At 62.2% G+C, this 23,653-nt stretch carries 23 protein-coding genes; 14 read left to right on the top strand and 9 right to left on the bottom strand.

What is annotated here, in order from left to right; genetic code table 11:
* Positions 1–49 precede the first annotated feature (49 nt).
* Complete coding sequence (tesB, locus tag ABR948_RS07415; protein WP_428115233.1) at positions 50–910, top strand: acyl-CoA thioesterase II; 861 nt, start codon at positions 50–52, stop codon at positions 908–910.
* Positions 911–917: 7 nt separating this feature from the next.
* Here tesB and ABR948_RS07410 read toward each other — a convergent pair whose 3' ends face one another.
* Positions 918–1,793, bottom strand: a complete 876-nt coding sequence (locus ABR948_RS07410) for a DUF4339 domain-containing protein (RefSeq protein ID WP_428115230.1) — start codon at positions 1,791–1,793, stop codon at positions 918–920.
* 353 nt (positions 1,794–2,146) lie between these two features.
* Between ABR948_RS07410 and ABR948_RS07405 the strand changes: the two genes are divergently transcribed.
* The 3 genes from ABR948_RS07405 to ABR948_RS07395 all read left to right on the top strand — a co-directional run bounded on the left by ABR948_RS07405 (position 2,147) and on the right by ABR948_RS07395 (position 4,773).
* The gene (locus ABR948_RS07405; RefSeq protein ID WP_428115228.1) at positions 2,147–2,485 is read left to right on the top strand and encodes a P-II family nitrogen regulator; all 339 of its coding nucleotides are present in this window, start codon (positions 2,147–2,149) and stop codon (positions 2,483–2,485) included.
* A 469-nt stretch (positions 2,486–2,954) separates the two neighbouring features.
* Complete coding sequence (locus tag ABR948_RS07400; RefSeq protein WP_008539518.1) at positions 2,955–3,293, top strand: P-II family nitrogen regulator; 339 nt, start codon at positions 2,955–2,957, stop codon at positions 3,291–3,293.
* A 37-nt stretch (positions 3,294–3,330) separates the two neighbouring features.
* A complete protein-coding gene (locus ABR948_RS07395; protein ID WP_428115226.1) occupies positions 3,331–4,773 on the top strand; it encodes an ammonium transporter in 1,443 nt (480 codons plus the stop codon).
* Positions 4,774–4,904: 131 nt separating this feature from the next.
* On the opposite strand, the gene ABR948_RS07390 is transcribed toward ABR948_RS07395, so the two are convergent.
* Both ABR948_RS07390 and ABR948_RS07385 read right to left on the bottom strand, forming a co-directional pair.
* Positions 4,905–5,318, bottom strand: coding sequence for a type II toxin-antitoxin system VapC family toxin (locus ABR948_RS07390; RefSeq protein WP_428115223.1), 414 nt, complete (start codon positions 5,316–5,318; stop codon positions 4,905–4,907).
* A 5-nt stretch (positions 5,319–5,323) separates the two neighbouring features.
* A complete protein-coding gene (locus ABR948_RS07385; protein WP_428115221.1) occupies positions 5,324–5,554 on the bottom strand; it encodes an AbrB/MazE/SpoVT family DNA-binding domain-containing protein in 231 nt (76 codons plus the stop codon).
* Positions 5,555–5,725: 171 nt separating this feature from the next.
* On the opposite strand from ABR948_RS07385, the gene ABR948_RS07380 reads away from it, so the two are divergent.
* From ABR948_RS07380 to ABR948_RS07365, 4 genes are all read left to right on the top strand, one after another.
* Positions 5,726–6,940: an aminotransferase class I/II-fold pyridoxal phosphate-dependent enzyme gene (locus ABR948_RS07380; protein WP_428115218.1), complete on the top strand. Its 1,215-nt coding sequence runs from the start codon at positions 5,726–5,728 to the stop codon at positions 6,938–6,940.
* A 12-nt stretch (positions 6,941–6,952) separates the two neighbouring features.
* Complete coding sequence (locus ABR948_RS07375) at positions 6,953–9,391, top strand: DNA translocase FtsK (RefSeq protein WP_428115216.1); 2,439 nt, start codon at positions 6,953–6,955, stop codon at positions 9,389–9,391.
* 153 nt (positions 9,392–9,544) lie between these two features.
* A complete protein-coding gene (locus ABR948_RS07370; RefSeq protein ID WP_428115213.1) occupies positions 9,545–10,354 on the top strand; it encodes an outer membrane lipoprotein carrier protein LolA in 810 nt (269 codons plus the stop codon).
* Positions 10,355–10,555: 201 nt separating this feature from the next.
* The gene (locus tag ABR948_RS07365) at positions 10,556–11,371 is read left to right on the top strand and encodes an exodeoxyribonuclease III (RefSeq protein ID WP_428115210.1); all 816 of its coding nucleotides are present in this window, start codon (positions 10,556–10,558) and stop codon (positions 11,369–11,371) included.
* Between the two features lie 162 nt (positions 11,372–11,533).
* On the opposite strand, the gene ABR948_RS07360 is transcribed toward ABR948_RS07365, so the two are convergent.
* Both ABR948_RS07360 and ABR948_RS07355 read right to left on the bottom strand, forming a co-directional pair.
* On the bottom strand, positions 11,534–11,977 hold the full coding sequence (locus ABR948_RS07360) for a Crp/Fnr family transcriptional regulator (protein WP_428115208.1): 444 nt from the start codon (positions 11,975–11,977) through the stop codon (positions 11,534–11,536).
* 42 nt (positions 11,978–12,019) lie between these two features.
* A complete protein-coding gene (locus ABR948_RS07355) occupies positions 12,020–12,706 on the bottom strand; it encodes a response regulator transcription factor (RefSeq protein ID WP_213735849.1) in 687 nt (228 codons plus the stop codon).
* Between the two features lie 244 nt (positions 12,707–12,950).
* On the opposite strand from ABR948_RS07355, the gene ABR948_RS07350 reads away from it, so the two are divergent.
* Positions 12,951–13,520 carry a L,D-transpeptidase family protein gene (locus ABR948_RS07350; RefSeq protein WP_428115270.1) on the top strand — a complete coding sequence of 190 codons (570 nt, stop codon included), beginning with the start codon at positions 12,951–12,953 and terminating at the stop codon, positions 13,518–13,520.
* 29 nt (positions 13,521–13,549) lie between these two features.
* Here the strand turns inward: ABR948_RS07350 and ABR948_RS07345 are convergent, their stop codons facing one another.
* Entirely contained in the window at positions 13,550–14,239 is a 690-nt protein-coding gene (locus ABR948_RS07345) for a YggS family pyridoxal phosphate-dependent enzyme (protein WP_428115204.1), read from the bottom strand.
* Positions 14,240–14,346: 107 nt separating this feature from the next.
* On the opposite strand from ABR948_RS07345, the gene ABR948_RS07340 reads away from it, so the two are divergent.
* From ABR948_RS07340 to ABR948_RS07320, 5 genes are all read left to right on the top strand, one after another.
* Positions 14,347–16,044: a diguanylate cyclase domain-containing protein gene (locus ABR948_RS07340; protein WP_428115202.1), complete on the top strand. Its 1,698-nt coding sequence runs from the start codon at positions 14,347–14,349 to the stop codon at positions 16,042–16,044.
* A 106-nt stretch (positions 16,045–16,150) separates the two neighbouring features.
* Positions 16,151–18,787: a leucine--tRNA ligase gene (gene leuS / locus ABR948_RS07335; protein WP_428115200.1), complete on the top strand. Its 2,637-nt coding sequence runs from the start codon at positions 16,151–16,153 to the stop codon at positions 18,785–18,787.
* Positions 18,774–19,325, top strand: coding sequence for an LPS assembly lipoprotein LptE (lptE, locus tag ABR948_RS07330; protein WP_428115198.1), 552 nt, complete (start codon positions 18,774–18,776; stop codon positions 19,323–19,325). Before leuS ends, lptE begins: the two co-directional genes overlap by 14 nt.
* 75 nt (positions 19,326–19,400) lie before the next feature.
* Positions 19,401–20,429, top strand: coding sequence for a DNA polymerase III subunit delta (holA, locus tag ABR948_RS07325; RefSeq protein ID WP_428115196.1), 1,029 nt, complete (start codon positions 19,401–19,403; stop codon positions 20,427–20,429).
* A gap of 111 nt (positions 20,430–20,540) precedes the next feature.
* A complete protein-coding gene (locus ABR948_RS07320) occupies positions 20,541–20,825 on the top strand; it encodes a hypothetical protein (protein WP_428115267.1) in 285 nt (94 codons plus the stop codon).
* 51 nt (positions 20,826–20,876) lie between these two features.
* Here ABR948_RS07320 and ABR948_RS07315 read toward each other — a convergent pair whose 3' ends face one another.
* The 3 genes from ABR948_RS07315 to rsmG form a co-directional block, all read right to left on the bottom strand.
* Entirely contained in the window at positions 20,877–21,755 is an 879-nt protein-coding gene (locus ABR948_RS07315; protein ID WP_428115193.1) for a ParB/RepB/Spo0J family partition protein, read from the bottom strand.
* Positions 21,756–21,844: 89 nt separating this feature from the next.
* Positions 21,845–22,696, bottom strand: a complete 852-nt coding sequence (locus ABR948_RS07310) for a ParA family protein (protein WP_428115191.1) — start codon at positions 22,694–22,696, stop codon at positions 21,845–21,847.
* Positions 22,693–23,391 (bottom strand): 16S rRNA (guanine(527)-N(7))-methyltransferase RsmG, encoded by a 699-nt coding sequence (gene rsmG, locus ABR948_RS07305; protein ID WP_428115189.1) that lies wholly within the window; start codon positions 23,389–23,391, stop codon positions 22,693–22,695. The genes ABR948_RS07310 and rsmG overlap by 4 nt, the downstream gene beginning before the upstream one ends.
* Between the last annotated feature and the right edge of the window lie 262 nt (positions 23,392–23,653).

Genomic DNA, 23,653 nt, shown 5'->3' with positions numbered 1-23,653 from the left:
CTCAAGGCTTGGTTTTGTCCCGGAATGACTGGGAAACGAAAGCGCTTCGATGTCCAAAGGACTGATCGACCTGATTTCCATTCTCGATCTGGAGCCGATCGAGGTGAATATGTTTCGCGGCAGCAGCCCGAAGACGAGCTGGCAGCGGGTGTTCGGCGGGCAGGTGATTGGACAGGCGATGGTGGCGGCCTGCCGCACCGTCGAGGGCCGGCTGCCGCATTCGCTGCATTGCTATTTCATCCTGCCGGGCGATCCGCAGATTCCGATCATCTACGAGGTCGAACGATTGCGCGACGGCAAGAGCTATTCGACCCGCCGGGTCACCGCGATCCAGCACGGCCACGCGATCTTCTCGATCATGGTGTCGTTTCATGTGGAAGAGCACGGCGCGTTCGACCATCAGGACAAGATGCCCGACGTACCGCCGCCGGAAAAACTGACCGCGGAGGAAATGGCAAAGCAGCCGATGTTCCGTGAGATGCCGGAGTTCATCCGCCGCTATTATGAATCCGATCGTCCGATCGAATTGCGGCCGGTCGAGCTCGGCCGCTATTTCGGCCAGAAGATCGAGGACGGCCGTATCCATGTCTGGATCCGCACCGCGTCAAAACTGCCGGACGATCCGGCGCTGCATATGTGCGCGCTGGCCTATGCGTCGGATTTTTCGCTGCTCGATGCGGCGATGGCGCGCTACGGCCGGACGCTATTCGACAAGCGCATGATGCCGGCGAGCCTCGATCATGCGATGTGGTTTCACCGGCCGTTTCGCGCCGACGAATGGCTGCTTTACGCCCAGGACTCGCCGAGTGCGCAAGGCGGGCGCGGCCTGACCCGTGGCCTGATCTTCAAGCAGGACGGCACGCTGGTGGCCTCGGTCGCGCAGGAAGGCTCGCTGCGCGAGCGCAAGTAGGCGCGGCCTAAGCCGCTGGTTCGACCAGCGCGACTTGCGAGACGTACCATCGCATGTACCAGCGTACCAGCCAGGGAATCGGGATCACCAGCACGCAGCCCCAGCTGAACAGCACGGTCCGCCACAGCATCGCCCATCCGGTCGCGTTGAACACGACCTCACGCCGCGTGCCTTCAATGTGACGGCACATCCATCGAACCTGCGCGGTATAGACCCACGCCCAGCCGATGACGGTGACGACGGACAGGAATCCCAGGATAATCCAGCCCAGATAGCCCCAGATCGACCCCGAGAAGCTGAGCCCGAGCGGCTGCCCGTTCGACGCGATGTTGGCGACCAGCCATTTGATGGCGAGCCAGTACAGTGCGAACTGGATCAGAATCGAGAGGGCGTTGACATACTGGTTTCCGGTCAGGCCGAGACAGATCGAGAGCACAATCGCGCCGAAGTACCACGGAAGAAGGGTGACCGCCGTGCCCGTGAAGGTGAGATTTGGCCGCGCCGGGACGTGGATGCAGGAAACCATCCACCTGCAATACATGACAAAGACCCACGGGAGCGGGATGATGAGCAGAGCGCTAACGATGAGCACCACCGAGCGCCAAATGAACTGCCAAATTCCGAAATCGATCGCGAGCGATCCGTTACCCCAGCCCCCGGCGCTTACCGGCGGCCCACCCGAATCAGACACCGCCGGCGGGCCTGAGGCCGCCGAGAACAGGCCCGGGATAGCCCCCGCCGGCTGCCAGTTCGCCATGCCCTCGCTCCAGACCAGGGTGGTCGCCGTAACGATGCCTCTGGCGATGAAACCCTGGAGCTGAGCCTGCGAGTAAGGGCCTTGCTGCTGGCCTTGGGATGCGAAGAACCAGGCTTGGTTTGACATTCCGTCCCCCCATGGCGTTTTCAGGCGAAACCTGCCCCGGAGCAATATCCGGGGCGGATACCGGTTCGCGCAGAGAAAACGCGTCAAAACGAGAAATTAGAGTATCGCGGGCAGCCGGGCCAGCGAGACGCTGGCCAGAACCTCCAGCCAGGGCCACTGGCAATCAGATCGCATCTTGGCGGATGATCCCCTCACCTGTACAGCAGGCTACCGAGCGAAAGCTCGCCGCCGCAATTGTTTTTCGGTCGGGCCGGCAACTTTTTGTGCCATTGGTGCGGAAAGATGCCAGACTTGCGCGGGACGCAAATCCAGGCGTGACTGACCTTTCGAATCTGAAAAATGAAGGCCTGAACATGAAGCTCGTTGTCGCCATCATCAAACCCTTCAAGCTTGACGAAGTACGCCAGGCGCTCACCGCGATCGGGGTCAGCGGCATGACCGTGACCGAGGTCAAGGGTTACGGCCGTCAAAAAGGTCACACCGAAATCTATCGCGGCGCCGAGTATGTGGTGAATTTCCTGCCGAAGTTGCGGATCGAGATCGCCGTCGCATCGGATCTCGCCGACAAGGCGGTCGAGGTCATCAGCGCCAGTGCGCGCACCGGACAGATCGGCGACGGCAAGATATTCGTGACGCCGATTGATCATGCGTTGCGGATCCGGACCGGCGAAACCGACAGCGACGCGCTCTGATTTCCTGCCCTTCCGTCCCACCCGGCAACCGCGCCTGGCGTGTGATTGATCTGATCACGACAGACCGGAGAAGCTGGAGGCAGCCGTCCCGTGACGTTTCTCGGCGCCGGGGGGCACAGGCCTGAAGGCCTCGATATTTCGCAACACCATATGGCGGGGCGGGAAATTCCCCATCCAAATACCTTTTGTCTGCCCTCCCCATGTGCATCATTATGTCGGCAGCCTGTCATGCCCTCTTTTTAGGCGGCCCTGGCTAGGCTTTAGGCGCGACCGAATAGCGCAGTTTCGAAGGGACCCGACAAACCCCGAAAAGGTCCGCGTTCATAGTCCGTTAGGGAATGCAGCCGATCTGGCACGGCATTTGATTCTACCAGTTCTGGCTGTGCCCGCGTAGTGAACTTCTCCGTGGTGAACCTCAGTCGAGAACGCTCGATCAAGTCGGGATTGGGCCCAAGCGGGGATACGACCCATGAAAATTGTTATGGCGATCATCAAGCCATTCAAGCTCGAAGAAGTCCGTGACGCCCTGACCGCCATCGGCGTTCACGGTCTAACGGTGACGGAAGTCAAGGGATATGGCCGGCAGAAGGGCCATACGGAAATCTATCGCGGCGCTGAATATGCGGTGAGCTTCCTGCCCAAGATCAAGATTGAGGTCGCTGTCGCTACCGATCAGGTCGACAAAACCATTGACGCAATCACGTCAGCTGCAAAAACCGGACAAATCGGCGACGGTAAGATCTTCGTCATCAACCTCGACCATGCGGTCCGCATCCGCACCGGCGAGGCCGATGCCGCGGCCCTCTGATTTCGCGCTCACCCTTATTCAATCAGGAGTAAAATCAATGACGTTCAAGCGTCCCTATAGCGCGGGATTGGCGGCCCTCGCAGTCGGTCTGTTCGCCGCGACCGCTGCCTATGCGGAGCCAACTGTCAACAAGGGCGACAATGCCTGGATGCTGACCTCGACAGTGCTGGTGCTGTTGATGACGATCCCCGGCCTTGCGCTGTTCTATGGCGGCCTGGTCCGCTCCAAGAACATGCTCTCGGTACTGATGCAGGTGTTCTACACCGTGTGCATGGTCACTATCCTCTGGGCGCTTTACGGCTACAGCCTCGCCTTCACCGGAGGCTCCGACTTCATCGGCGGCTTCTCGAAAGCCTTCCTGATGGGCGTGACGCCGGACTCCAAGGCCGCGACCTTCAGCGTCGACGCCAATATCTCCGAGCTGGTGTATGTCTGCTTCCAGATGACCTTCGCGGCCATTACCCCCGCGCTGATCGTCGGCGCCTTCGCCGAACGCATGAAATTCTCCGCGGTTGCCCTGTTCATCCCGCTCTGGGCGACCCTGATCTATTTCCCGATCGCGCACATGGTTTGGTACTGGGCCGGACCGGACGCGATCTCCGATGCGGTCAAGGCTCTTGCTGCGGCCGGTGATGCGGCGGCGAAGACCGCGGCGCAAGCCAAGCTCGATGAAGTCAACGCCGACGCCGGCTGGGTCTTCAAGAAGGGCGCGATCGACTTCGCTGGCGGCACCGTGGTGCACATCAATGCCGGCATCGCAGGCCTCGTCGGCGCGCTGATCATCGGCAAGCGTACCGGTTACGGCAAGGATCTGATGGCCCCGCACTCGCTGACCATGTCCATGATCGGCGCGTCACTGCTGTGGGTCGGCTGGTTCGGCTTCAACGCCGGATCGAATCTCGAAGCCAATGGCGGCGCCGCGCTCGCCATGACCAACTCCTTCGTCGCAACCGCGGCGGCGGCGCTGTCGTGGATGTTCGCGGAGTGGATGATCAAGGGCCATCCCTCGGTGCTCGGCGCCATCTCGGGCGCCGTGGCGGGCCTCGTCGCGGTCACCCCCGCGGCCGGCTACGCCGGTCCGATGGGAGCGATCGTGCTCGGCCTCGTCGTCGGTGTGGTCTGCCTGTTCTTCGTCACCGTGGTGAAGAACGCGCTCGGCTACGACGACTCGCTCGACGTGTTCGGCGTCCACTGCGTCGGCGGAATCATCGGCGCGCTTGGCACCGGCATCCTGGTCAATCCGGCGCTCGGCGGCGCCGGCATCATGGACTACACCACCGGCAAGATCGCCGACTACGACTTCACGGCGCAGATGATCTCGCAGTGCTGGGGCGTCGGCACCACGCTGGTGTGGTCGGGCATCGGTTCGGCGATCCTCTACAAGGTCGTCGACGTCATCGTCGGCCTGCGTGCCAATGTCGAGAGCGAACGCGAAGGTCTCGATATCACCGAGCACACCGAGCGCGCCTACAATATGTGAGTTCTCCCGGGACGCGATCTCCTGAGATCGCGCCCAGAACTACGGTTTGGGCACATACCCGGCAATGCCCCGACCGTTGAGGGGCTCCAGCGCAAGTTGGAGCCCCTTTCTTTTTGAGCAATAAGCATCACTTATGTTTCATCCGCCTGCGGCGCGATCAACCTCGCTGTCGGAAAATAATTTCGATACCGCCGAGCATCGCGCGTCAGCAACGGCAAGCGCTCGACATCAGCATGAGCGCCGATAAACAAGTCCGGTAGTACGCCCGTGCGAATGCCCCCGGCACTGCGGTATTGCGTGAAGGCTTTGCCTGCGAGAAAGAGTGCCATTCGCGGGATTGGCACGACCTTGATGCCCGCAGTGGCCAACGCTGCATCAAAATCTTCGATGCTTCGAAAGCGGACTGAGGTCTCGGCATAAATCACATCATTGATCAGCAGCGGTCCATTAAGGTCCGCGGCCTCCAGCTGCTCCGAGGACCAGCTATACCAACGAGGATCGTCGGTGAAGACGTCGATCAGGACGTTCGAATCCACCAATGTCACGGGGACTACTCCCCGCGGGTCATCGCCATGATCTCATCGGTGGAAAGTCCGGGACCGGCAATGCCGCGCAGCTTCGCGAGTCGGCTTGGCTGACGCGTTCCGTCGGCCTTCTCAATGACGATGCTGCCGTCGGCGGCACGCCTGAACGCGACCTGACTGCCGGGGCCGATTCCCATATGATCGCGGACCGGTTTTGGGATTGTCACTTGGCCCTTGCTCGTGACCGTGGTTGCCATCGCAAGCCTCCAAAAGTAATACTTCGAATTGATATGGTAATACCGAGCAAATTGTCCAGTTCCGTCGATGGTTAATCGTGTCTTAACCTCGCCGTATCTATGGTGGTTTGATCCATTTCCGGCCGGTCTCACCCTACGATCGGCGGCTTCAAGAGTGCTGGCGCGACAAGTATGGCCATGACCGCTTCATCCCGCGCGCCGCAGGGCGCCGGAAGTCCGGAAAGCGAACGCTCGCCATTCGCGCGGTTGACTGAATTGCTGGCGCCGTATCAGCCCGCCAAGCCCTTGATAACGCTATCATTGGGCGAGCCGCAGCATCCGGTGCCGGACTTCGTCGGCCCGGTATTGGCCAGGCACATCGCCGATTTCGGCCGCTATCCCATCGCCAGGGGTATCGAGCCGTTCCGGAAGGCGGCCGCGAACTGGCTTTCCACCCGATTTGACCTGCCGCGGGGAATCGATCCCGAAACCGAGCTTCTGGTGCTCAATGGCAGCCGCGAGGGATTGTTTTTCGCAGCGATCACGGCGGCCCGCTACGTCGGCGAGCGTAAGGGCAGACCGGCCATCCTGCTGCCCAATCCATTTTACCCGGCCTACGGCGCCGGGGCCCGCGCCGCGGGTTGCGAGCCGATTTATCTGCCGACCACGCTGGCCAACGGCTTCCTGCCCGATCTCGATGCGCTCGATGACGCGACGCTGGCCAGAACCGTGGCGATCTACATTGCGTCGCCGGCGAATCCGCAGGGCGCGGTGGCCTCAAGGGAATATTTCGGCCAGCTGAAAAAACTCGCCGATCGCTTCGGCTTCATGATCCTGAGCGACGAATGCTATTCGGAGATCTATACCCAACAGGCGCCCGGCAGCATGCTGGAATGCGCCGGACCCGACTTCACCAATGTGGTCGCGTTTCAGTCGCTCTCGAAGCGCTCGAACCTGCCGGGCATGCGGGTCGGCTTTGCCGCCGGCGATAAGAAATTCCTCGGCATGTATCACGAACTGCGCAATGTCGCCGCGCCCCAGGTGCCGGTACCGCTGCAGCACGTCGCCGTCGCCGCCTATGGCGACGAAGCGCATGTCGAGGAGAATCGAAGACTCTACCGTCTCAAATTCGATCTCGCCGACCAGATCCTCGGCAATCGTTATGGCTATCGTCGCCCGGCCGGCGGGTTCTGCGTGTGGCTCGATGTGTCGGCCCATGGTGGCGACGAAGCCGCGACGGTGAAGCTGTACAGGGACGGCGGCGTGCGCGTGGTGCCCGGAAGTTACCTGGCGCGGCAGCAACCCGACGGCAGCAATCCCGGCGCCGGCTACATTCGGCTGGCGCTGGTACAGGACCGTGAAACAACAGCCGATGCATTGCACCGGCTGGTCGAAATTCTCGATTAATCGCGGGGCCCCATGAGCATGCCAGCGATCGAACGTGTCATCCCCCTGGTCGGCCAGTTGCCGGCGGCCATCCGCGAGGTGCTGGCGCGACGGCTGCGCGAGCTCGCCGGTCTGGGATTGCTGGTACTGTCCGGCGCCACGGCGGCGGCGCTGATGACATGGTCGGTGCAGGATCCGAGCCTCAGCCACGCGACATCGCGCGCGATCCGCAATATCGCCGGCTATCCCGGCGCCATCGGCGCCGATCTCCTGATGCAGATTCTCGGCCTTGGCGCGATCATGCTGATCCTGCCGGTGGCTGTGTGGGGTTGGCGCATGCTGACCCACCGCAGCTTCGACCGCGAAGCCTTGCGGATCGGATGCTGGATCTTGTGCACGGTGATAGCGGCGGGCTTTGCAAGCTGCTGGCCGCACGGCGGAGCATGGCCGCTGCCGACCGGGCTCGGCGGCGTAGTCGGCGACGCGCTGGTGCGCGCGCCCGCGGTCGTGTTCGGCCCTCCCGGGTTTATCTATTGCCTGGTGCTCGGAATCATCCTGGGCGCGGCGATGGTCGCGACCTTCCTCATCGCCAGCGGCATGGGTTCACGACCGCAGGAAGAGGAATTGACGCCGATCGAGGACGACGACACGCCATTCGCAGAAGAAGAAGACGGCGGCTCGGTCTCGCTGGGATGGCTATTCCACGCCGCGATGAGCGCGAAGGCACGGCTCGGATGGTTGCTGTCCCTGGCTTACGGCAGGCTGGTCGCAAGTTCGCCGGCGCCGCGCGCCGCTGCTTTCGAACGCCAGGAACCAAATCTTGGCGGCCGTACGGCTCCCTCGCTGGCACCGCAGGCCGAAGAAGATTCCGAAGACGAGGAAGAGGACGAAATTCCCGCGGCACGCACGCCGCGCAAGAAGGCCGCGCCGAAGGCACCTCAGCGCAAATCATCCGACAGGTTCGAGCTGCCCTCGGTGTCGGTGCTGACGGCCCCCAAGGCCTCGGACCGCCAGCCGCTCAGCAAGTCCGAACTGGAAACCAACTCGCGGGCGCTGGAAGGCGTGCTCGGCGATTTCGGCGTCCGCGGCGACATCGTCAAGGCTCATCCCGGTCCGGTGGTGACATTGTACGAACTCGAGCCCGCGCCCGGCATCAAATCGTCGCGCGTGATCGGGCTGGCTGACGACATCGCGCGTTCGATGAGCGCGCTCTCGGCCCGCGTCGCCGTCGTTCCCGGCCGCAACGCCATCGGCATCGAACTGCCGAACGCCCATCGGGAAAAGGTCTATTTGCGCGAATTGCTGGCGGTCAAGGATGGCAACGAATCCGTCGCCAAGCTTCCGCTCTGTCTCGGCAAGAACATCGGCGGCGAATCCATCATCGTCGATCTCGCGCGCATGCCGCATCTGTTGATCGCCGGCACCACCGGCTCCGGCAAATCGGTCGCCATCAACACCATGATCCTCAGCCTGGTCTATCGGCTGCGGCCGGATCAGTGCCGGCTGATCATGGTCGATCCCAAGATGCTCGAGCTCTCCGTCTATGACGGCATCCCGCATTTGCTGACCCCCGTCGTGACCGACCCGAAGAAGGCCGTGGTCGCGCTGAAATGGGCGGTGCGCGAGATGGAGGAGCGCTACAAGAAAATGTCCAAGCTCGGGGTGCGCAACATCGACGGCTACAATGCGCGTCTGGTGGAAGCCAGGTCCAAGGGCGAGGAGCTGACGCGTACGGTGCATACCGGCTTCGACAAGGAAACCGGCAAGGCGGTCTATGAGGACGAGAAGCTCGATCTCGACCCGCTGCCCTATATCGTCATCATCGTCGACGAAATGGCTGACCTCATGATGGTCGCCGGCAAGGATATCGAAGGCGCGGTACAACGGCTGGCGCAAATGGCGCGTGCCGCCGGGCTGCATGTGATCCTCGCCACCCAACGGCCGTCGGTCGACGTCATCACCGGCACCATCAAGGCCAACTTCCCGACCCGTATCTCGTTTCAGGTCACCTCGAAAATCGACAGCCGCACCATCCTCGGCGAGATGGGCGCCGAGCAACTGCTCGGGCAGGGCGACATGCTCTATATGGCCGGCGGCGGACGCATCAGCCGCGTGCACGGACCCTTCGTCTCAGACGAAGAGGTCGAAAAGGTGGTGCGCCATCTCAAGTCGCAGGGTCAGCCGGAATACCTGGAAGCGGTCACGGCGGAGGAGCCCACCGACGAAGACGGCGCGGTATTCGATTCCACCGGCATGGGTAGCGAAGGCGGCGGCGACCTGTTCTCGCAGGCCGTGGCGATCGTCAAGCGCGACCGCAAGGCCTCCACCAGCTACATTCAACGCCGGCTGCAAATCGGATATAATCGCGCCGCGTCGCTGATGGAGCGTATGGAACTCGAGGGCATCGTCGGCCAGGCCAATCACGCCGGAAAGCGCGAAATTCTGGTCGAAGAGGAAGAAAGCCGCTTTTAAAGGCGGTATCGAGCCAAGAGATCACAACAATTGGGATGACGCGAATTGGCGCCATGCTTTCACGTAAAAACGATATTTCCTTTTGCGGAAAGCGCGATAAAAGGGCGAACAGCCAGGCAGGACGATGCGTTGACTAGAAATCAGAAACATCGAATGGCAGAACAATTCGGGGTCCGCGTTGCGCGTATTGCCTTGGCGTTGCTGATCGCGACATCGATCGGCGCGATGGTGATGCCGTCTCGTGCGCAGACCGTTCCGATTCCCAAACCCGCGCCCAAAGCCCGCGACACGCAGATGAGCGCGTCCGACCAGCAAAGGGGTCCGATCACGACCGGGGCCACGCCGGCTCCCCCGCCCAATCCCGTGATCCCGGATCCGCGCCGGAATGTTCCAGCCAATATTTTTGCGTCCTTCGATGCCAATCAAAAGGCACAGGCCGCCCGGGTGAGCTCCTATCTGTCGTCGCTGCAGACGCTGGCTGGAAACTTCGTCCAGGTCGGGCCCGACGGCAGCAAGACCAAGGGCGATTTCTACATCCAGAAGCCCGGCAAGGTGCGTTTCGAATATGCGGCGCCGAGCCCGATCGCGATCATCGCCGACGGATCGATGGTTGCCGTGCGCGACCGCAATCTGGCGACCCAGGACATCTATCCGCTGTCGCAGACGCCGCTGCGGTATCTGCTGTCGGACCGCATCGACCTGTTGAAAGACACCAATGTCGTGAGCGTGACGGCCGATGATGTTTTCATCAGCGTCACCATCGAAGAGAAGCAGATGCTGATCGGCACCAGCCGCCTGATGCTGATGGTCGGCGCCAAGGACGGCCAGCTCAAGCAGTGGACCGTGACCGACCCGCAAGGCTACGACACCACGGTTGCGGTTTACAATCTGGATACTTCCAAGAAAGTCGATCCCGGCATGTTCAAGATCGATTTCAGCGACCATACGTTCCCGCCAGGCTAGAGCATGATTCAACTGCGTTGAATCATGCTCGTCGTCCATCTTCTTGTTTGAGCATGATCTTTTCGGAAAACCGGTTCCCACTTTTCCGGATCATGCTCTAGAGCCGATTCTCCCGTTCCAGACCGGGCGTTAGAAAATCATTCTTGATTGCGAGGCCAGGACGTGCGTCATCACGCACGTCTTGACGCCTTGCCGGTCCCCATGCGCCTTTCCCTGACAACCTGGAATATCAATTCGGTGCGCCTGCGCATCGATATCGTGGCGAAATTCCTCAAATCGGCGAGGCCGGATGTGCTGTGCCTGCAGGAAACCAAATGCATCGATGATGCATTTCCGCTCAAGCGCTTCAAGCGTCTGGGCTATGAGCACGTCGCGCTGAACGGGCAAAAGGGCTATCATGGCGTCGCGGTGGTCTCGAAACTGCCGTTCGAGACCACCGATATCCGCACCTTCTGCGACAAGATCGATTCGCGTCACATCTCGGTCAGGTTCGGCGAGAGCGCGCAGCTGTCAAAGCCGCTGGTGCTGCACAATTTTTATGTGCCGGCCGGCGGGGATATTCCGGATCCCGCGCTCAATCCGAAATTCGAGCACAAGCTGCGCTTCCTCGATGAGATGAAGACGTGCGAGCCGCTGCATCCGCGCGGTGACGATCGCCATATCCTGGTCGGCGATCTCAATGTGGCCCCGCATGAGAACGACGTCTGGTCGCACAGGCAATTGTTGAAAGTCGTGTCGCATACCCCGATCGAATGCGAGAAGCTACTGGCGGCACAGACCCATGGCGACTGGATCGATGTCGCGCGCGAACGCATCCCGCTGTCGGAAAAGGTCTATACGTGGTGGAGCTACCGCGCCGCGGACTGGACGCTGGCCGATCGCGGCCGCAGGCTCGATCACATCTGGGTATCGCGCGCGCTCAAGGACGGCATCCGCGATTTCCGGATCACCCGGGATGCGCGCGGCTGGGAGCGTCCGTCAGACCACGTTCCGGTGACGGTGACGCTGGAGGTGTGAGCTGCTCCGTCGTCCCCGCCTGGTGCGCAATTGCGCACAGGAGCGGGGACCCATAGCCCCAGGCCATAGTTACGAAAGAAGGTGTTTGACACTGCGTCTCAATCGATAAGCCGCGGCGTATGGGTCCCGGCGTTCGCCGGGACGACCAGATAGATACAACAGCTAAATGCTCAGCTTCGCACCCGCCATCAGGATATCGCTGGCGATCTGGCTGGTCCGATTGGCAAATTCGTCGCGCAGCCGGCGCGCCGCCACCGGATCGCTCTCCAGAACGCGCTGAAACAGACTGCGCGCGACCCGGATCACCGAGGAATGTTCGATGGCGAGCGCGGTGGAGGGTCGTTGCATCGCAACAACCAGGGCCAGTTCGCCGATCAATGCGCCCGGGCCCGCGATGATCTCGGCGCCACTGCTGTCGTCAATGCGGAACGCGCCACGCTGGACGATAAATCCGGCATCGGCATCGTCGCCCGCACTGAAGAGCAAATCGCCCCGCGCGATGTCGCGCTGCTCGGAGCCGATCGCCAGCATGCGCAGAGCCGTGGTCCCCAACAGGCGCAGTGTCGGGACGCGCTCGAGCAGGGCAACATCGTCTTCGATCGACATGGAAAACCGGTTGCGCGATAGCGATTCGTTACCCGAATCGTATCACGGCACCAGCTTGTAGCCACCGGCTTCCGTCACCAATATCTCGGGATTGGCAGCATCTTTCTCGATCTTCTGGCGCAGCCGGTAGATGTGGGTTTCCAGGGTATGGGTGGTGACGCCCGAATTATAACCCCAGACTTCCTGCAGCAGCGTCTCGCGCGATACCGGCAGCTGGCCGGCACGATACAGGAACCGCAGAATCGCGGTTTCCTTCTCGGTCAGACGCACTTTCCGGGCATTGGCGCCGGTCAGCATCTTGGAGCCCGGACGGAAGCTGTAGGGGCCCACCGAAAAAACCGCGTCTTCGCTGGCTTCATGCTGGCGCAGCTGCGCCCGGATCCGTGCCAGCAGCACCGCGAAGCGGAACGGCTTGGCGACATAATCATTGGCGCCCGATTCGAGCCCCAGGATGGTGTCCGAATCGGTGTCATGGCCGGTCAGCATGATGATCGGGGCCTTGAAGCCACCTTTGCGCAGGCTGCGCACGACTTCACGGCCATCGGTATCCGGCAACCCTACGTCCATCAGCACCAGGTCGGGAGCGTCGGCCTTGGCGGCGGTGGCACCTTTGGCGCCGGTGTCGACCGCGGAGGCTTCGAACTCGTCGTGCAGCGATAGCTGCTCCACCAAAGTATCGCGCAGATCGGTATCGTCATCCACGATCAGGATCTTGCGGGCATTGGCCATGGGTAAAATCCTCTAGGGGCGGCGGCGCGAGCGAAAACGGCTTGAGCCAAGTCTTGGTTGGTCTTTTGTCTTGGTTGGCAAAGTCAGGGTTTGACAGGTCTTGTTCGTCTTGAGGTAGGGAACTGTTACGGATTCACAAGCCGAAAGGCAGTCTACTCCAGAATTCGCGGGCATTTAGATGAATGTCCTGTAATGCCGCGAAATAGAATAGTTGCGGGCGGCTGTCGGGAGACTCATGAAGCGCATGGAAACTTCCGGTATTTCAACCGCTTATCAGACAAACCTATGTGATCGGCCGCTTTCCGCGATCTGGATACGCGCCGCCGCGGGCGATCCCCGCCGGGGCTGGCTGATGGCCTCCGGCCAGCCGGTCCCAGTGGCACTTGGTCGCGGGGGCATCATCGCCAACAAGCGCGAGGGTGACGGCGGGACCCCGAGGGGCACCTTCCGGCCGCGGCAATTATGGTGGCGCGCCGACCGTCACCCGCGACCCCGCACGTTTCTGCCCAGCCGCGCCATCCGGCCCGAGGATGCCTGGTGCGAGGACCCTTACAGCCGCCATTACAATCAACCGCTCCGGCTGGATCGCGATCACGGCGGCGACCGGCTGACGCGTGACGACCACCTCTATGATTTCATTGTCGAGATCGATCACAACACTTCTCCGCGCATCGCCGGCCTCGGCAGCGCGGTATTCCTGCATTTGGCCCGCGAGAATTTCGGACCGACCGCCGGATGCGTTTCGATGACGAAATCGGCAATGCTGCAACTGTTGAGGCGACTGGGGCCGCAGACCAGGATTGTCATTGGCTGAGAAACAAGAAGGGCGCGCCAAAACCGCGCTTATCGGGTACCGAAAATCGCCGAGCCGACGCGCACATGGGTCGCACCGAACGCAATCGCGATCGCAAAATCGGCGCTCATGCCCATCGACAGATTCGCAAGGCCGTTGCGCGCGGCGATCTTGGCAGTCAGCGCGAAATGCGGCGCCGGCGCCTCGTCGACCGGCGGAATGCACATCAACCCGGAGATCGTCAAACCGTATTTTTCGCGGCAGCGGGCGATGAAGCCATCCGCCTCGGCGGGTGCGACACCGGCCTTTTGCGGCTCCTCGCCGGTGTTGAGCTGGACGAACAATTGCGGTCGTCGTTTTTGAGAAACGATTTCCTTGGCTAACGCTTCGCAAATGCTCGGACGGTCGACCGAATGGATGGCGTCGAACAGCGCCACGGCTTCCTTCGCCTTGTTGGATTGCAGCGGCCCGATCAGATGCAGCGCGATGCCGGGGTAAGCCGACATTAACCCTGGCCATTTTGCCTTGGCTTCCTGCACGCGATTTTCGCCGAATACGCGTTGCCCGGCGCCGATCACCGGCACGATCGCATCGGCGTCGAACGTCTTGGACACCGCGACCAGCGTTACCGATGCGCGATCCCGGCGCGCTTCGCGGCACGCGCGCGCGATCTCTTGCTCCACCGCGGCAAGCCCGGTTGGTAAATGCGTGGTTATCGAAACGGGGTTTTCGCGCGTCATGTTATCTGCCGGTCGCAAATTTACGGGGTCGTTCGAATTTTATCGGGTTCAAGTAAGGCTTCTTGAACCCTTCCCTCTACCTTGCACTCGGGGTTTGGGGAACAAAGATGTTACGCTTTAGTTTCAGCCGCAAAAGAGTGAAACTCAAAAAGTTTCTCGGAATCCGTGCGCGACTGGTGTTGCTGGCGCTGATCCTGGTGGCTCCATTGATGCTGGTACGGGCTCGTTCGCTCGCGGACGAGCGCGCCCGGCAAATGGCGGCGGCATCCGTCGAATTGACCAATCTCGCGCAGCACAGCGCCAATACCCTCAAGGAAGTCATCTCGTCGGTTGAGACGGTGCTGAAGTCGTCGGCCTATATCCGCGCATCGGCCGGTGGCATCGGTCGCAGTTGCGACATCCTGCGGGCCAGCGTGCCGGCCAATCTTCCGTGGATTCGCAACCTGATGATTGTCGGCGGGGATGGACGGGTGCAATGCTCGACGCTCAACGCCCTGGTCGGTCAGGATCTCAGCGACCGCGGCTATTTCAGGAAGGCGCTGCAAACCAACGACTTCGTCTTCAGCGACTTCATGATCGCCAAATTCGACCACAAGCCGATCATGATGGCGGCCTATCCGGTATCAGCCATCGACAAGGGGGCGGACTCCGTCATTCTCGCCAGCGTGGATCTCGACTGGATATCCAGATTCATGAACAATCTCGGCAGCCGGCCTGGCATTTCGGCGGCTCTGGTCGACGGCACGGGTATCGTGCTGGCGGCGCCCGAGGATCAGGCCGGCACCGTCGGCCGCACGCTGAATACACTGCCGACGCTGTCTCCGATCGCCGAAGCCATTCTTGGCGCGGATCATGCGGATGGGTCGCTTTCCTTCGTCACGCCGGATGGCTCGGAGCGCGCCGTCAACTTCTCCCGCATTGCCGGCACGCAATCGCGCCTGATCGTCAGCGTCAATGAGGCCGAGATGTCGGCCGCCATCAATCGCGAGATTCGCACCGCCTATCTGCAACTGCTGCTGGTGTGTCTGTTCGTGCTGCTCGGCGCCTTGATCGCCGCGGAGAAGCTCATCATCAAGCCGATCGAGACGATCACGACAATGGCCAGGCGGTTCGGGCAGGGCGAATGGACCGAGCGCGCGGCGCATGGCCGGCTGCCGGCCGAATTTGTTCCACTGGCCCGCGCCTTCAATGCCATGGCGGCGCAGCTCACCGCACGCGAGCGTGAACTGATCGCGACCAATGACCGGCTGACGGTGATGGCGTCGATCGACATGCTCTCCGGCCTCGCCAACCGGCGCGGATTCCAGAGCCGGCTCGACTTCGAGTGGATGAAGTCGCAGCAATACGACAGCGAATTGTCGCTGATGATGATCGACGTCGATCACTTCAAGCTGTTCAACGACACCTATGGCCATCCCGAAGGCGACGCCTGTCTCAGCAGGATCGGCGAAACGTTGGCCGCCATCGCCGCCGAGACCATGGGTTTTGCCGGGCGTTATGGCGGCGAGGAATTCTGCCTGCTGCTGCCGAACACCGATGGCGCGCGGGCGCTGGAGATCGGCGAAATCGTGCGCGCAGCCGTTCAGGACCTTGCGATGCCCCACGCCACCTCCAGCCATCAAACCGTCACGGTCAGCGTCGGCGTCGCCAGCACCCGGCCCACCGCCGCGCAGCGGCCGGGCGACCTGATCGAAGCCGCCGACGCCGCCCTCTATGCCGCCAAACACCGTGGCCGCAACGCGGTGGTCGACCACGGATTTGTGCGGATCACCGACGGCGCCGGCCCGATGGCGCTGGCGAGCTAGTCTGTTTCCGGTTGCAGGCGGAACCGTTGACCCCAAAGCCGCTTTTGTGGCCTAGTCCGCCGTCCTTTTGACCGGCCCCCAATCCACGAAAAGCCCTGACGATTCCATGAGCTCCGAACGCTACAACGCACGTGAATCCGAACCGCGCTGGCAACGCCAGTGGGACGAAAAAGCCATCTTCGCCGCCAAAAACGACGATCCACGGCCGAAATATTACGTGCTCGAGATGTTCCCCTACCCGTCCGGGCGCATCCATATCGGGCATGTCCGCAACTACACCCTCGGCGACGTGCTGGCGCGCTTCATGCGCGCCAAGGGGTTCAACGTGCTGCACCCGATGGGCTGGGACGCGTTCGGGCTGCCGGCCGAAAATGCCGCGATCGAGCGCAAGGTGGCGCCGAAGGCGTGGACCTACGACAATATCGCCGCGATGAAGAAGCAGTTGCGCTCGATCGGGCTGTCGCTCGACTGGAGCCGGGAATTCGCGACCTGCGACCCCAGCTACTACAAGCACCAGCAGAAGATGTTCAACGATTTTCTGCGCGCGGGATTGGCCGAACGCGAAAAGCGCAAGCTCAACTGGGATCCGGTCGACATGACCGTGCTGGCCAACGAGCAGGTGATCGACGGCCGCGGCTGGCGTTCCGGCGCTGTCGTCGAGCAGCGCGAGATGAGCCAGTGGGTGTTCAAGATCACCAAATATTCGCAGGAATTGCTGGACGCACTCGACACGCTGGATCGCTGGCCCGACAAGGTGCGGCTGATGCAGCGCAACTGGATCGGGCGCTCGGAAGGCCTGCTGGTGCGTTTCGCGCTCGATGACGCCACCTCGCCCGGCGACGAGAGCGAGCTGAAGATTTTCACGACGCGGCCCGACACGCTGTTCGGCGCGAAGTTTATGGCGATCGCGCCGGACCATCCGCTGGCGCAGGCCGCCGCGGCCAAAAACCCGAAGCTCGCGGAATTCATCGCCGAGGCCAAGCGTCACGGTACCGCGCAGGAAATCATCGATACCGCCGAGAAGCTCGGCTTCGATACCGGCATCCGGGCGATCCATCCGTTCGATCCGAGTTGGAAGCTGCCGGTCTACGTCGCCAATTTCGTGCTGATGGAATATGGCACCGGCGCGATCTTCGGCTGCCCCGCGCATGACCAGCGCGACCTCGACTTCGTCAATAAATACGGGCTCGGCACCACGCCGGTGGTTTGCCCGGAGGGCCAGGACCCGAGCACGTTCGTCATCACCGACACCGCCTATGACGGCGACGGCCGCATGATCAATTCGCGCTTCCTCGACGGCATGACCATCGAGCAGGCGAAAAGTGACGTCGCCAGGCGGCTTGAGGCTGAGGTGCGTGGCAACCTGCCGGTCGGCGAGCGGCAGGTGAATTTCCGGCTGCGCGACTGGGGCATCTCGCGGCAGCGCTATTGGGGCTGCCCGATCCCGGTGATCCACTGCCCGACCTGCGATGTGGTGCCGGTGCCGGACAAGGACCTGCCGGTGGTGCTTCCGGAAGACGTGACCTTCGACAAGCCCGGCAACGCGCTCGACCATCATCCGACCTGGAAGCACGTCAGCTGCCCGCAATGCGGGGCTAAGGCGCAGCGCGAAACCGACACCATGGATACGTTTGTCGATTCGTCATGGTACTTCGCGCGTTTCACCGATCCCTGGAACGAAAACGCGCCGACCACGCGCGCGGTGGTGGATCGCATGATGCCGGTCGACCAGTATATCGGCGGCGTCGAGCACGCGATCCTGCATCTGCTGTACAGCCGCTTCTTCATCCGCGCCATGAAGGCCACCGGCCATATCGGCATGGATGAGCCGTTCGCCGGCATGTTCACGCAAGGCATGGTGGTGCACGAGACCTATCAAAAAGCCGACGGCGGCTACGTCACGCCGGCCGAGGTCAAAATCGAGGCCGGCGCCAACGGCCGCCGCGCCAGCCTGCTGACGTCAGGCGAAGAAGTCGCGATCGGCTCGATCGAAAAAATGTCGAAGTCGAAACGCAACACCGTCGATCCCGACGACATTATCGCGACCTATGGCGCCGACGTCGCACGCTGGTTCATGCTGTCGGATTCGCCGCCCGACCGCGATGTGATCTGGAGCGACGAACGCGTACAGGGCGCCTCGCGCTTCGTGCAGCGGCTGTGGCGGCTGGTCAACGAATCCGCCGAGATGGCCGGCGGGAGTGCGGCCGCAAAGCCGGCGGCGTTCGGCGCCGACGCGCTGGCGCTGCGCAAGGCGGCCCATGGCGCGCTGGACAAGGTCTCGACCGGCATCGAAAAACTGCACTTCAACGTCTGCCTTGCCTATATCCGGGAATTCGCCAATGCGCTGGGCGAGGTGCTGGCGCGTCCGGGGCAGGAGTCGCCGGATCTGGCGCCGGATCTGACTTGGGCGGTTCGCGAGGCCGCGGTCATTCTGGTGCAACTGTTCGCGCCGATGATGCCGCATCTGGCCGAGGAATGCTGGGGCGTACTGGGGCAGGCGGGACTGGTTTCGGAGGCGAATTGGCCCCAAATCGAACGCGATTTGCTGGTTGAAGATACGGTGACGCTGGTGGTTCAGGTCAACGGCAAGAAACGGGGTGAGGTCACGGTGGCCCGCAATGCCCAGAATCCGGAAATTGAGGCTGCCGTTTTGGCCCTCGATGCGGTAAAACAGGCCTTGGGCGGCAACGCCGTCCGCAAAGTGATCGTTGTTCCCATGAGGATCGTGAATGTCGTTGGCTAACACCCGCATCGCCGCTCGGCTTCTGGCTGTAGTCGCCCTGGCGGCGCTGACGGCAGGCTGTTTTCAGCCGATGTATGCCGAACATACCGACGGCACGCCCGGCCTGCGGGAAAAGTTGGCGGGAGTGGAGCTTCCGCCGGTGGAGAAGCCCAATGCCTCGCGCGATGCCCGGCTCGGGGTCGAAATCCGCAACGCGCTGGCGTTCAAGCTGTACGGCAACGCCACCGGCGCATCGCCCACCCATCGGCTGGTGATCAAATTTACGAGCAACCGGACGTCGCTTATCGTCGATCCGACCACCGGGCTGCAAACCAACGAAGACGTTAACGTCGATGCCCAGTACAACCTGATCGAGATCGCGACCAATAAATCCGTCATGACCGGCACGACGTTCTCGCACGTCTCCTACGATCTCCCGGGCAGCTACCAGCGCTTCGCCCGCGCCCGCGCCTACCGGGACGCCGAGGATCGCGCTTGTCAGGAAATCGCCGAGCGCATCCAGACCCGGCTGGCGTCGTTCTTCTACGCCGGCACCTGACCCATCGTCATTTCCTCGTCATTCCGGGTCCACGCCAAGACGCGTGTCCGAGCGTGACGAAGCAAAGGTCTTATCGTGGTCGCGCTGCGCGGAAAAGAAATCGATGCCTTTCTCGCCCGGCCCGATCCGGGGCGTCCCATCATCCTGCTCTACGGTCCGGATGCCGGTCTGGTGCGCGAACGCGCCAACGCGCTGTTGGCGTCGGCGGTCGACGATCCCAACGATCCGTTTTCGCTGGTGAGGCTGGACGGTGACGAGCTTGCAGCCGAGCCGTCGCGGCTGGTCGATGAAGCGATGACGATCCCGCTGTTCGGCGGCCGCCGCGCGATCCGGGTCCGCGCCGGCTCGCGCAGTTTTGCCAGCGGCGTCGACACGCTCGCGGAGCAGCCCCTGAAGGATTGCCGCATCGTGATCGAGGCCGGCGAGCTGCGGCCGGAATCGCCGCTGCGCAAGGCCTGCGAGCGCGCCAAAACCGCGGTCGCGATCGCCTGCTATCCCGACGCCGAGCGCGACCTTGCGAAATTGATCGACGATGAATTACGGGTTTCGAACTTGCGGATCGCGCCGGACGCGCGCGCGTCGTTGATGGCCCTGCTCGGCGGCGACCGCCAGGCCTCGCGCAACGAGTTGCGCAAGCTCGCGCTCTATGCCCATGGAAAAGGCGAGGTCACGCTCGACGACGTGATGGCGGTCGTGGCCGATGCTTCCGAGCTCAAGATCGATCCGATCGTCGACGGCGCCTTCGCCGGAAATGCCGCCGCGGTCGAAACCGAATTCGCCAAGGCGATGGTGGCCGGCACCTATCCCGGGATGATCATTTCGGCCGCGCAGCGCCAGGCCGCGTGGCTGCATAAATCCGCGCTCGCGGTCGCCGACGGAACGCCGGTCTCGACCTTGCTCGACAGCGGATTTCCGCGGCTGCATTTCTCACGAAAATCAAATGTCGAGACCGCGCTGCGCAACTTCAATGCAGCGCGGCTGCTGGCGATCATCGAGCAGCTCGCGACCGCGGCGCTGGAAATGCGCAAGCAGGCCGCGCTGGCCGCCGTAATCGCGCAGCGTGCGCTGCTGTCAATCGCGGTAAATGCGAAACGCAGGGGCTGATACGTGACCGACGAGCGAAAGTCGTTCGCCTCTATTGAGGAAGACCGGGACGTCGTAACTCTTTGGCGTCCGGTTGGGCCGCTTGAACTGGAATTAATCCGGCAAGCGTCCATGCGAGCGTTTCCGCCACGCCTTCCAGATCAGCCAATTTTTTATCCGGTTTTGTCGGAGGAATATGCTGTAAAAATTGCTCGCGACTGGAACGTCCCTGCCAGTGGCTCCGGCTTCGTGACTCGTTTCCAAGTACGACGCAGTTTTCTAGACAATTACAGCATCGAAAAGGCTGGTGGTGCGGCTCATTCGGAGTACTGGATTCCTGCGGAAGATTTGGACTTATTTAATCGTGCGATCGTTGGTAAAATCCAAATCGTTGCCGAGTTTCATCAGCGCAAATAGAACGCACCGCCTGCTCTCTCGCGCCGCTCTTGCAACCAAAGCTAGAGTAAGTCAGCCCGTCGAATCCAGTCGCCGCACGATCTCGTCGAGCTGATCGAGATCGCGGTAACGGATGTGCACGGTACCGCCGGGATCGCGGTGGTCGACACTGACCGCCAGTCCCAGCGCGTCACTGACCCTTTTTTCCAGCGCCACGGTGTCGGGGTCTTTCTCCTTGCCGCCGCGCGGCTTCTGCGGCTTACGGACCGGCACGCCCTCGACATGCGCCAGCGCCTCGGCCTGACGCACATTGAGGCCCTCCTCGACAATGCGTTTGGCAGCCGCCGCCGGATCCGGCACGCCGATCAGCGCCCGCGCGTGGCCGGCCGACAACTGGCCCGACGCGATATAGGCCTGCACCTCGGCCGGCAATTTCGTCAGCCGCATCATGTTGGCGACGTGGCTGCGACTCTTGCCGACGATCTTGGCAATGTCTTCCTGGCTGCGTTTGAATTCATTGGCCAGCGCGTGATAGCCCTGCGCTTCTTCCATCGCGTTGAGGTCTTCGCGCTGCACGTTTTCGATGATCGCGATCTCGAGCGCGTCGGAATCACTGACATCGACCGGCACGACCGGCACTTCGTGCAGGCCCGCGATCTGCGAGGCGCGCCAGCGCCGTTCGCCGGCGATGATCTCGAAGCGGTCCTGCACGCCCTTGACCGGACGCACCACGATCGGCTGGATCACGCCGTGCTGCCGGATCGAATCGGCGAGCTCGCCGAGTTCAGTATCGGAAAATGCACGGCGCGGATTGCGCGGGTTGGGTTTGATGAATTCGATCGGGACCTTGCGCTGCGCGCGTGGCCGCTCCAGATGCGCGGCCTCGCCGCCGACATCTCCGATCAGACTTGCAAGACCGCGGCCCAGTCGCGAACGCGCTTCGTCGGCCATCGCCAGCTCCCTTGGATTCAACTTACGCGCTCCTGTTTCACTGAATCTTCTGATGGGCACGCTTCGCTTTGCCCACCCTACGGTCTGTCTTAATGCGTACGCAGTTCGCGCTCGCGCTGGATCACTTCGGTCGCGAGCTTGAGATAGGCTTCGCTGCCGACGCATTTGAGATCGTAGACCAGCACCGGCTTGCCGTAGGACGGCGCCTCGGAGATGCGCACGTTACGCGGGATCATGGTGTTGTAGACCTTGCTGCCCATGAACTGTCTGACGTCGGCGACAACCTGGTTCGACAAATTGTTGCGCGAGTCGAACATGGTCAGCACGATGCCATGGATCGACAGATTGGGATTGAGCGTCGAGCGCACCTGCTCCACCGTCTGCAGCAATTGCGACAGGCCCTCCAGCGCGAAGAACTCGCACTGCAGCGGCACCAGAATCGCATCCGATGCCGCCATTGCATTGACAGTGAGAAGATTGAGCGACGGCGGACAATCGATCAGCACGTAGGTGTAGTCGGTGTCCTGCGTGGCGTTGGTGTTGAGCGCCGCGATGGCGTCGCGCAGCCGAAACGCACGATCGCGCGTCGATCCCAGTTCGAGCTCGAGGCCTGAAAGATCCATCGTCGAGGCCGCGATATGCAACCGCGGCACCGCGGTCGGCACCACCGCGTCGCGCAACGGCGCCTCGCCGATCAGCACGTCGTAGGTCGAGCAGTTGCGGCTGCGGCGATCGATGCCAAGCCCGGTCGAGGCATTACCCTGCGGATCGAGATCGACAATCAGCACGCGCTCGCCGATCGCGGCCAGCGCGGTACCGAGATTGATCGCGGTCGTGGTCTTGCCAACACCGCCCTTCTGGTTGGCCAGCGCCAGGATGCGCGGATGCCCCCCCGGAGTGGGCGCCTTATCCTCTTGATAAATATGATCAATTACGGTCATGCGCTGACACCATGGGCTCTCGCGGACGGGTTGCGCCGCTCGATCTGGTCGAGTTCGACGATCCAGCCATGTCCGCCGGTGCGGCTGGAATGCAGATGCGGCTTGATATTCCAATATTTAGTGGCTTCGGTCAATTCAGCCTCTACATCTTGGCCCTTGAGAAACAGCGCCTTGGCGCCCTGTCTCACCAGCGGTTCCGCGAAGCCGATGAGCTGATGTAGCGGAGCTACCGCCCGAGCGGTGACGCAATCGACCGTGCCCACGATTCTATCCACACTATCCCCGATGTCAGCCAGATGAATGGTGCCGGGTGAGTCGGTAACCCGCAGGGCCTCACGCAGGAAAGCCGCCTTCTTGGCGTTGCGCTCGACCAGATGGACCCGCGCCCCCGGGATTTCCGCCAGCGCGCAGGCCAGCACGACGCCGGGAAAGCCGCCGCCGCTGCCGAGATCGGCCCAGGCTTTTGCCGATGGAGCAAGCGCCAGGAGTTGCAGCGAATCCGCGATGTGCCGGGTCCAGAGATGAGGAAGCGTCGACGGCGCGACCAGATTGGTTTTCGCCTGCCACTCCAGCAATAGTTCGACATAGCGATCCAATCGCAGCTCCGTTTCACGTGAAACGGGCGTCAACGCCAGGGCTGCGGCCTTGTCGGGACCGAGGATCGGGGATCGCGTTTGGTTGGAGGCTGACGGCATTGGCTCAGTCGGTCGGAGTTGTCATTCTCTCAGGGCGTGATGAGATTAGGTAGAGCTGGTAGCTACGACTGAAGCATGCCCCCTCTGCCGCTTGCGGGGTAGGGTTGGGCGGGGGTGCCTCCGCAAAACACGCTGGTTGAGGGGATAGGCTTCCCCCACCTGCCGCGCTTCACGCGTCGGCCTCCGCAAGCGGGAGAAGTAAAGCAAAATCGCTGGCAGGCCGTTGGCCGCCCGAACCTTTCAGAGTAGCGCCAAGAGCTGT

This window comes from Bradyrhizobium sp. (assembly GCF_050014615.1).
Taxonomy (GTDB): Bacteria; Pseudomonadota; Alphaproteobacteria; order Rhizobiales; family Xanthobacteraceae; genus Bradyrhizobium.
This window is presented reverse-complemented; position numbering and strand designations above follow the sequence as displayed.

Bases quoted from the DNA above. Each gene is read 5' to 3' on its own strand.
- tesB (WP_428115233.1), top strand. From the start codon at position 50: ATGTCCAAAGGACTGATCGACCTGATTTCCATTCTCGATCTGGAGCCG.
- ABR948_RS07410 (WP_428115230.1), bottom strand. From the start codon at position 1,793: ATGTCAAACCAAGCCTGGTTCTTCGCATCCCAAGGCCAGCAGCAAGGC.
- ABR948_RS07405 (WP_428115228.1), top strand. From the start codon at position 2,147: ATGAAGCTCGTTGTCGCCATCATCAAACCCTTCAAGCTTGACGAAGTA.
- ABR948_RS07400 (WP_008539518.1), top strand. From the start codon at position 2,955: ATGAAAATTGTTATGGCGATCATCAAGCCATTCAAGCTCGAAGAAGTC.
- ABR948_RS07395 (WP_428115226.1), top strand. From the start codon at position 3,331: ATGACGTTCAAGCGTCCCTATAGCGCGGGATTGGCGGCCCTCGCAGTC.
- ABR948_RS07385 (WP_428115221.1), bottom strand. From the start codon at position 5,554: ATGGCAACCACGGTCACGAGCAAGGGCCAAGTGACAATCCCAAAACCG.
- ABR948_RS07380 (WP_428115218.1), top strand. From the start codon at position 5,726: ATGGCCATGACCGCTTCATCCCGCGCGCCGCAGGGCGCCGGAAGTCCG.
- ABR948_RS07375 (WP_428115216.1), top strand. From the start codon at position 6,953: ATGAGCATGCCAGCGATCGAACGTGTCATCCCCCTGGTCGGCCAGTTG.
- ABR948_RS07370 (WP_428115213.1), top strand. From the start codon at position 9,545: ATGGCAGAACAATTCGGGGTCCGCGTTGCGCGTATTGCCTTGGCGTTG.
- ABR948_RS07365 (WP_428115210.1), top strand. From the start codon at position 10,556: ATGCGCCTTTCCCTGACAACCTGGAATATCAATTCGGTGCGCCTGCGC.
- ABR948_RS07360 (WP_428115208.1), bottom strand. From the start codon at position 11,977: ATGTCGATCGAAGACGATGTTGCCCTGCTCGAGCGCGTCCCGACACTG.
- ABR948_RS07355 (WP_213735849.1), bottom strand. From the start codon at position 12,706: ATGGCCAATGCCCGCAAGATCCTGATCGTGGATGACGATACCGATCTG.
- ABR948_RS07350 (WP_428115270.1), top strand. From the start codon at position 12,951: ATGGAAACTTCCGGTATTTCAACCGCTTATCAGACAAACCTATGTGAT.
- ABR948_RS07345 (WP_428115204.1), bottom strand. From the start codon at position 14,239: ATGACGCGCGAAAACCCCGTTTCGATAACCACGCATTTACCAACCGGG.
- ABR948_RS07340 (WP_428115202.1), top strand. From the start codon at position 14,347: ATGTTACGCTTTAGTTTCAGCCGCAAAAGAGTGAAACTCAAAAAGTTT.
- leuS (WP_428115200.1), top strand. From the start codon at position 16,151: ATGAGCTCCGAACGCTACAACGCACGTGAATCCGAACCGCGCTGGCAA.
- lptE (WP_428115198.1), top strand. From the start codon at position 18,774: ATGTCGTTGGCTAACACCCGCATCGCCGCTCGGCTTCTGGCTGTAGTC.
- ABR948_RS07320 (WP_428115267.1), top strand. From the start codon at position 20,541: ATGCGAGCGTTTCCGCCACGCCTTCCAGATCAGCCAATTTTTTATCCG.
- ABR948_RS07315 (WP_428115193.1), bottom strand. From the start codon at position 21,755: ATGGCCGACGAAGCGCGTTCGCGACTGGGCCGCGGTCTTGCAAGTCTG.
- ABR948_RS07310 (WP_428115191.1), bottom strand. From the start codon at position 22,696: ATGACCGTAATTGATCATATTTATCAAGAGGATAAGGCGCCCACTCCG.
- rsmG (WP_428115189.1), bottom strand. From the start codon at position 23,391: ATGCCGTCAGCCTCCAACCAAACGCGATCCCCGATCCTCGGTCCCGAC.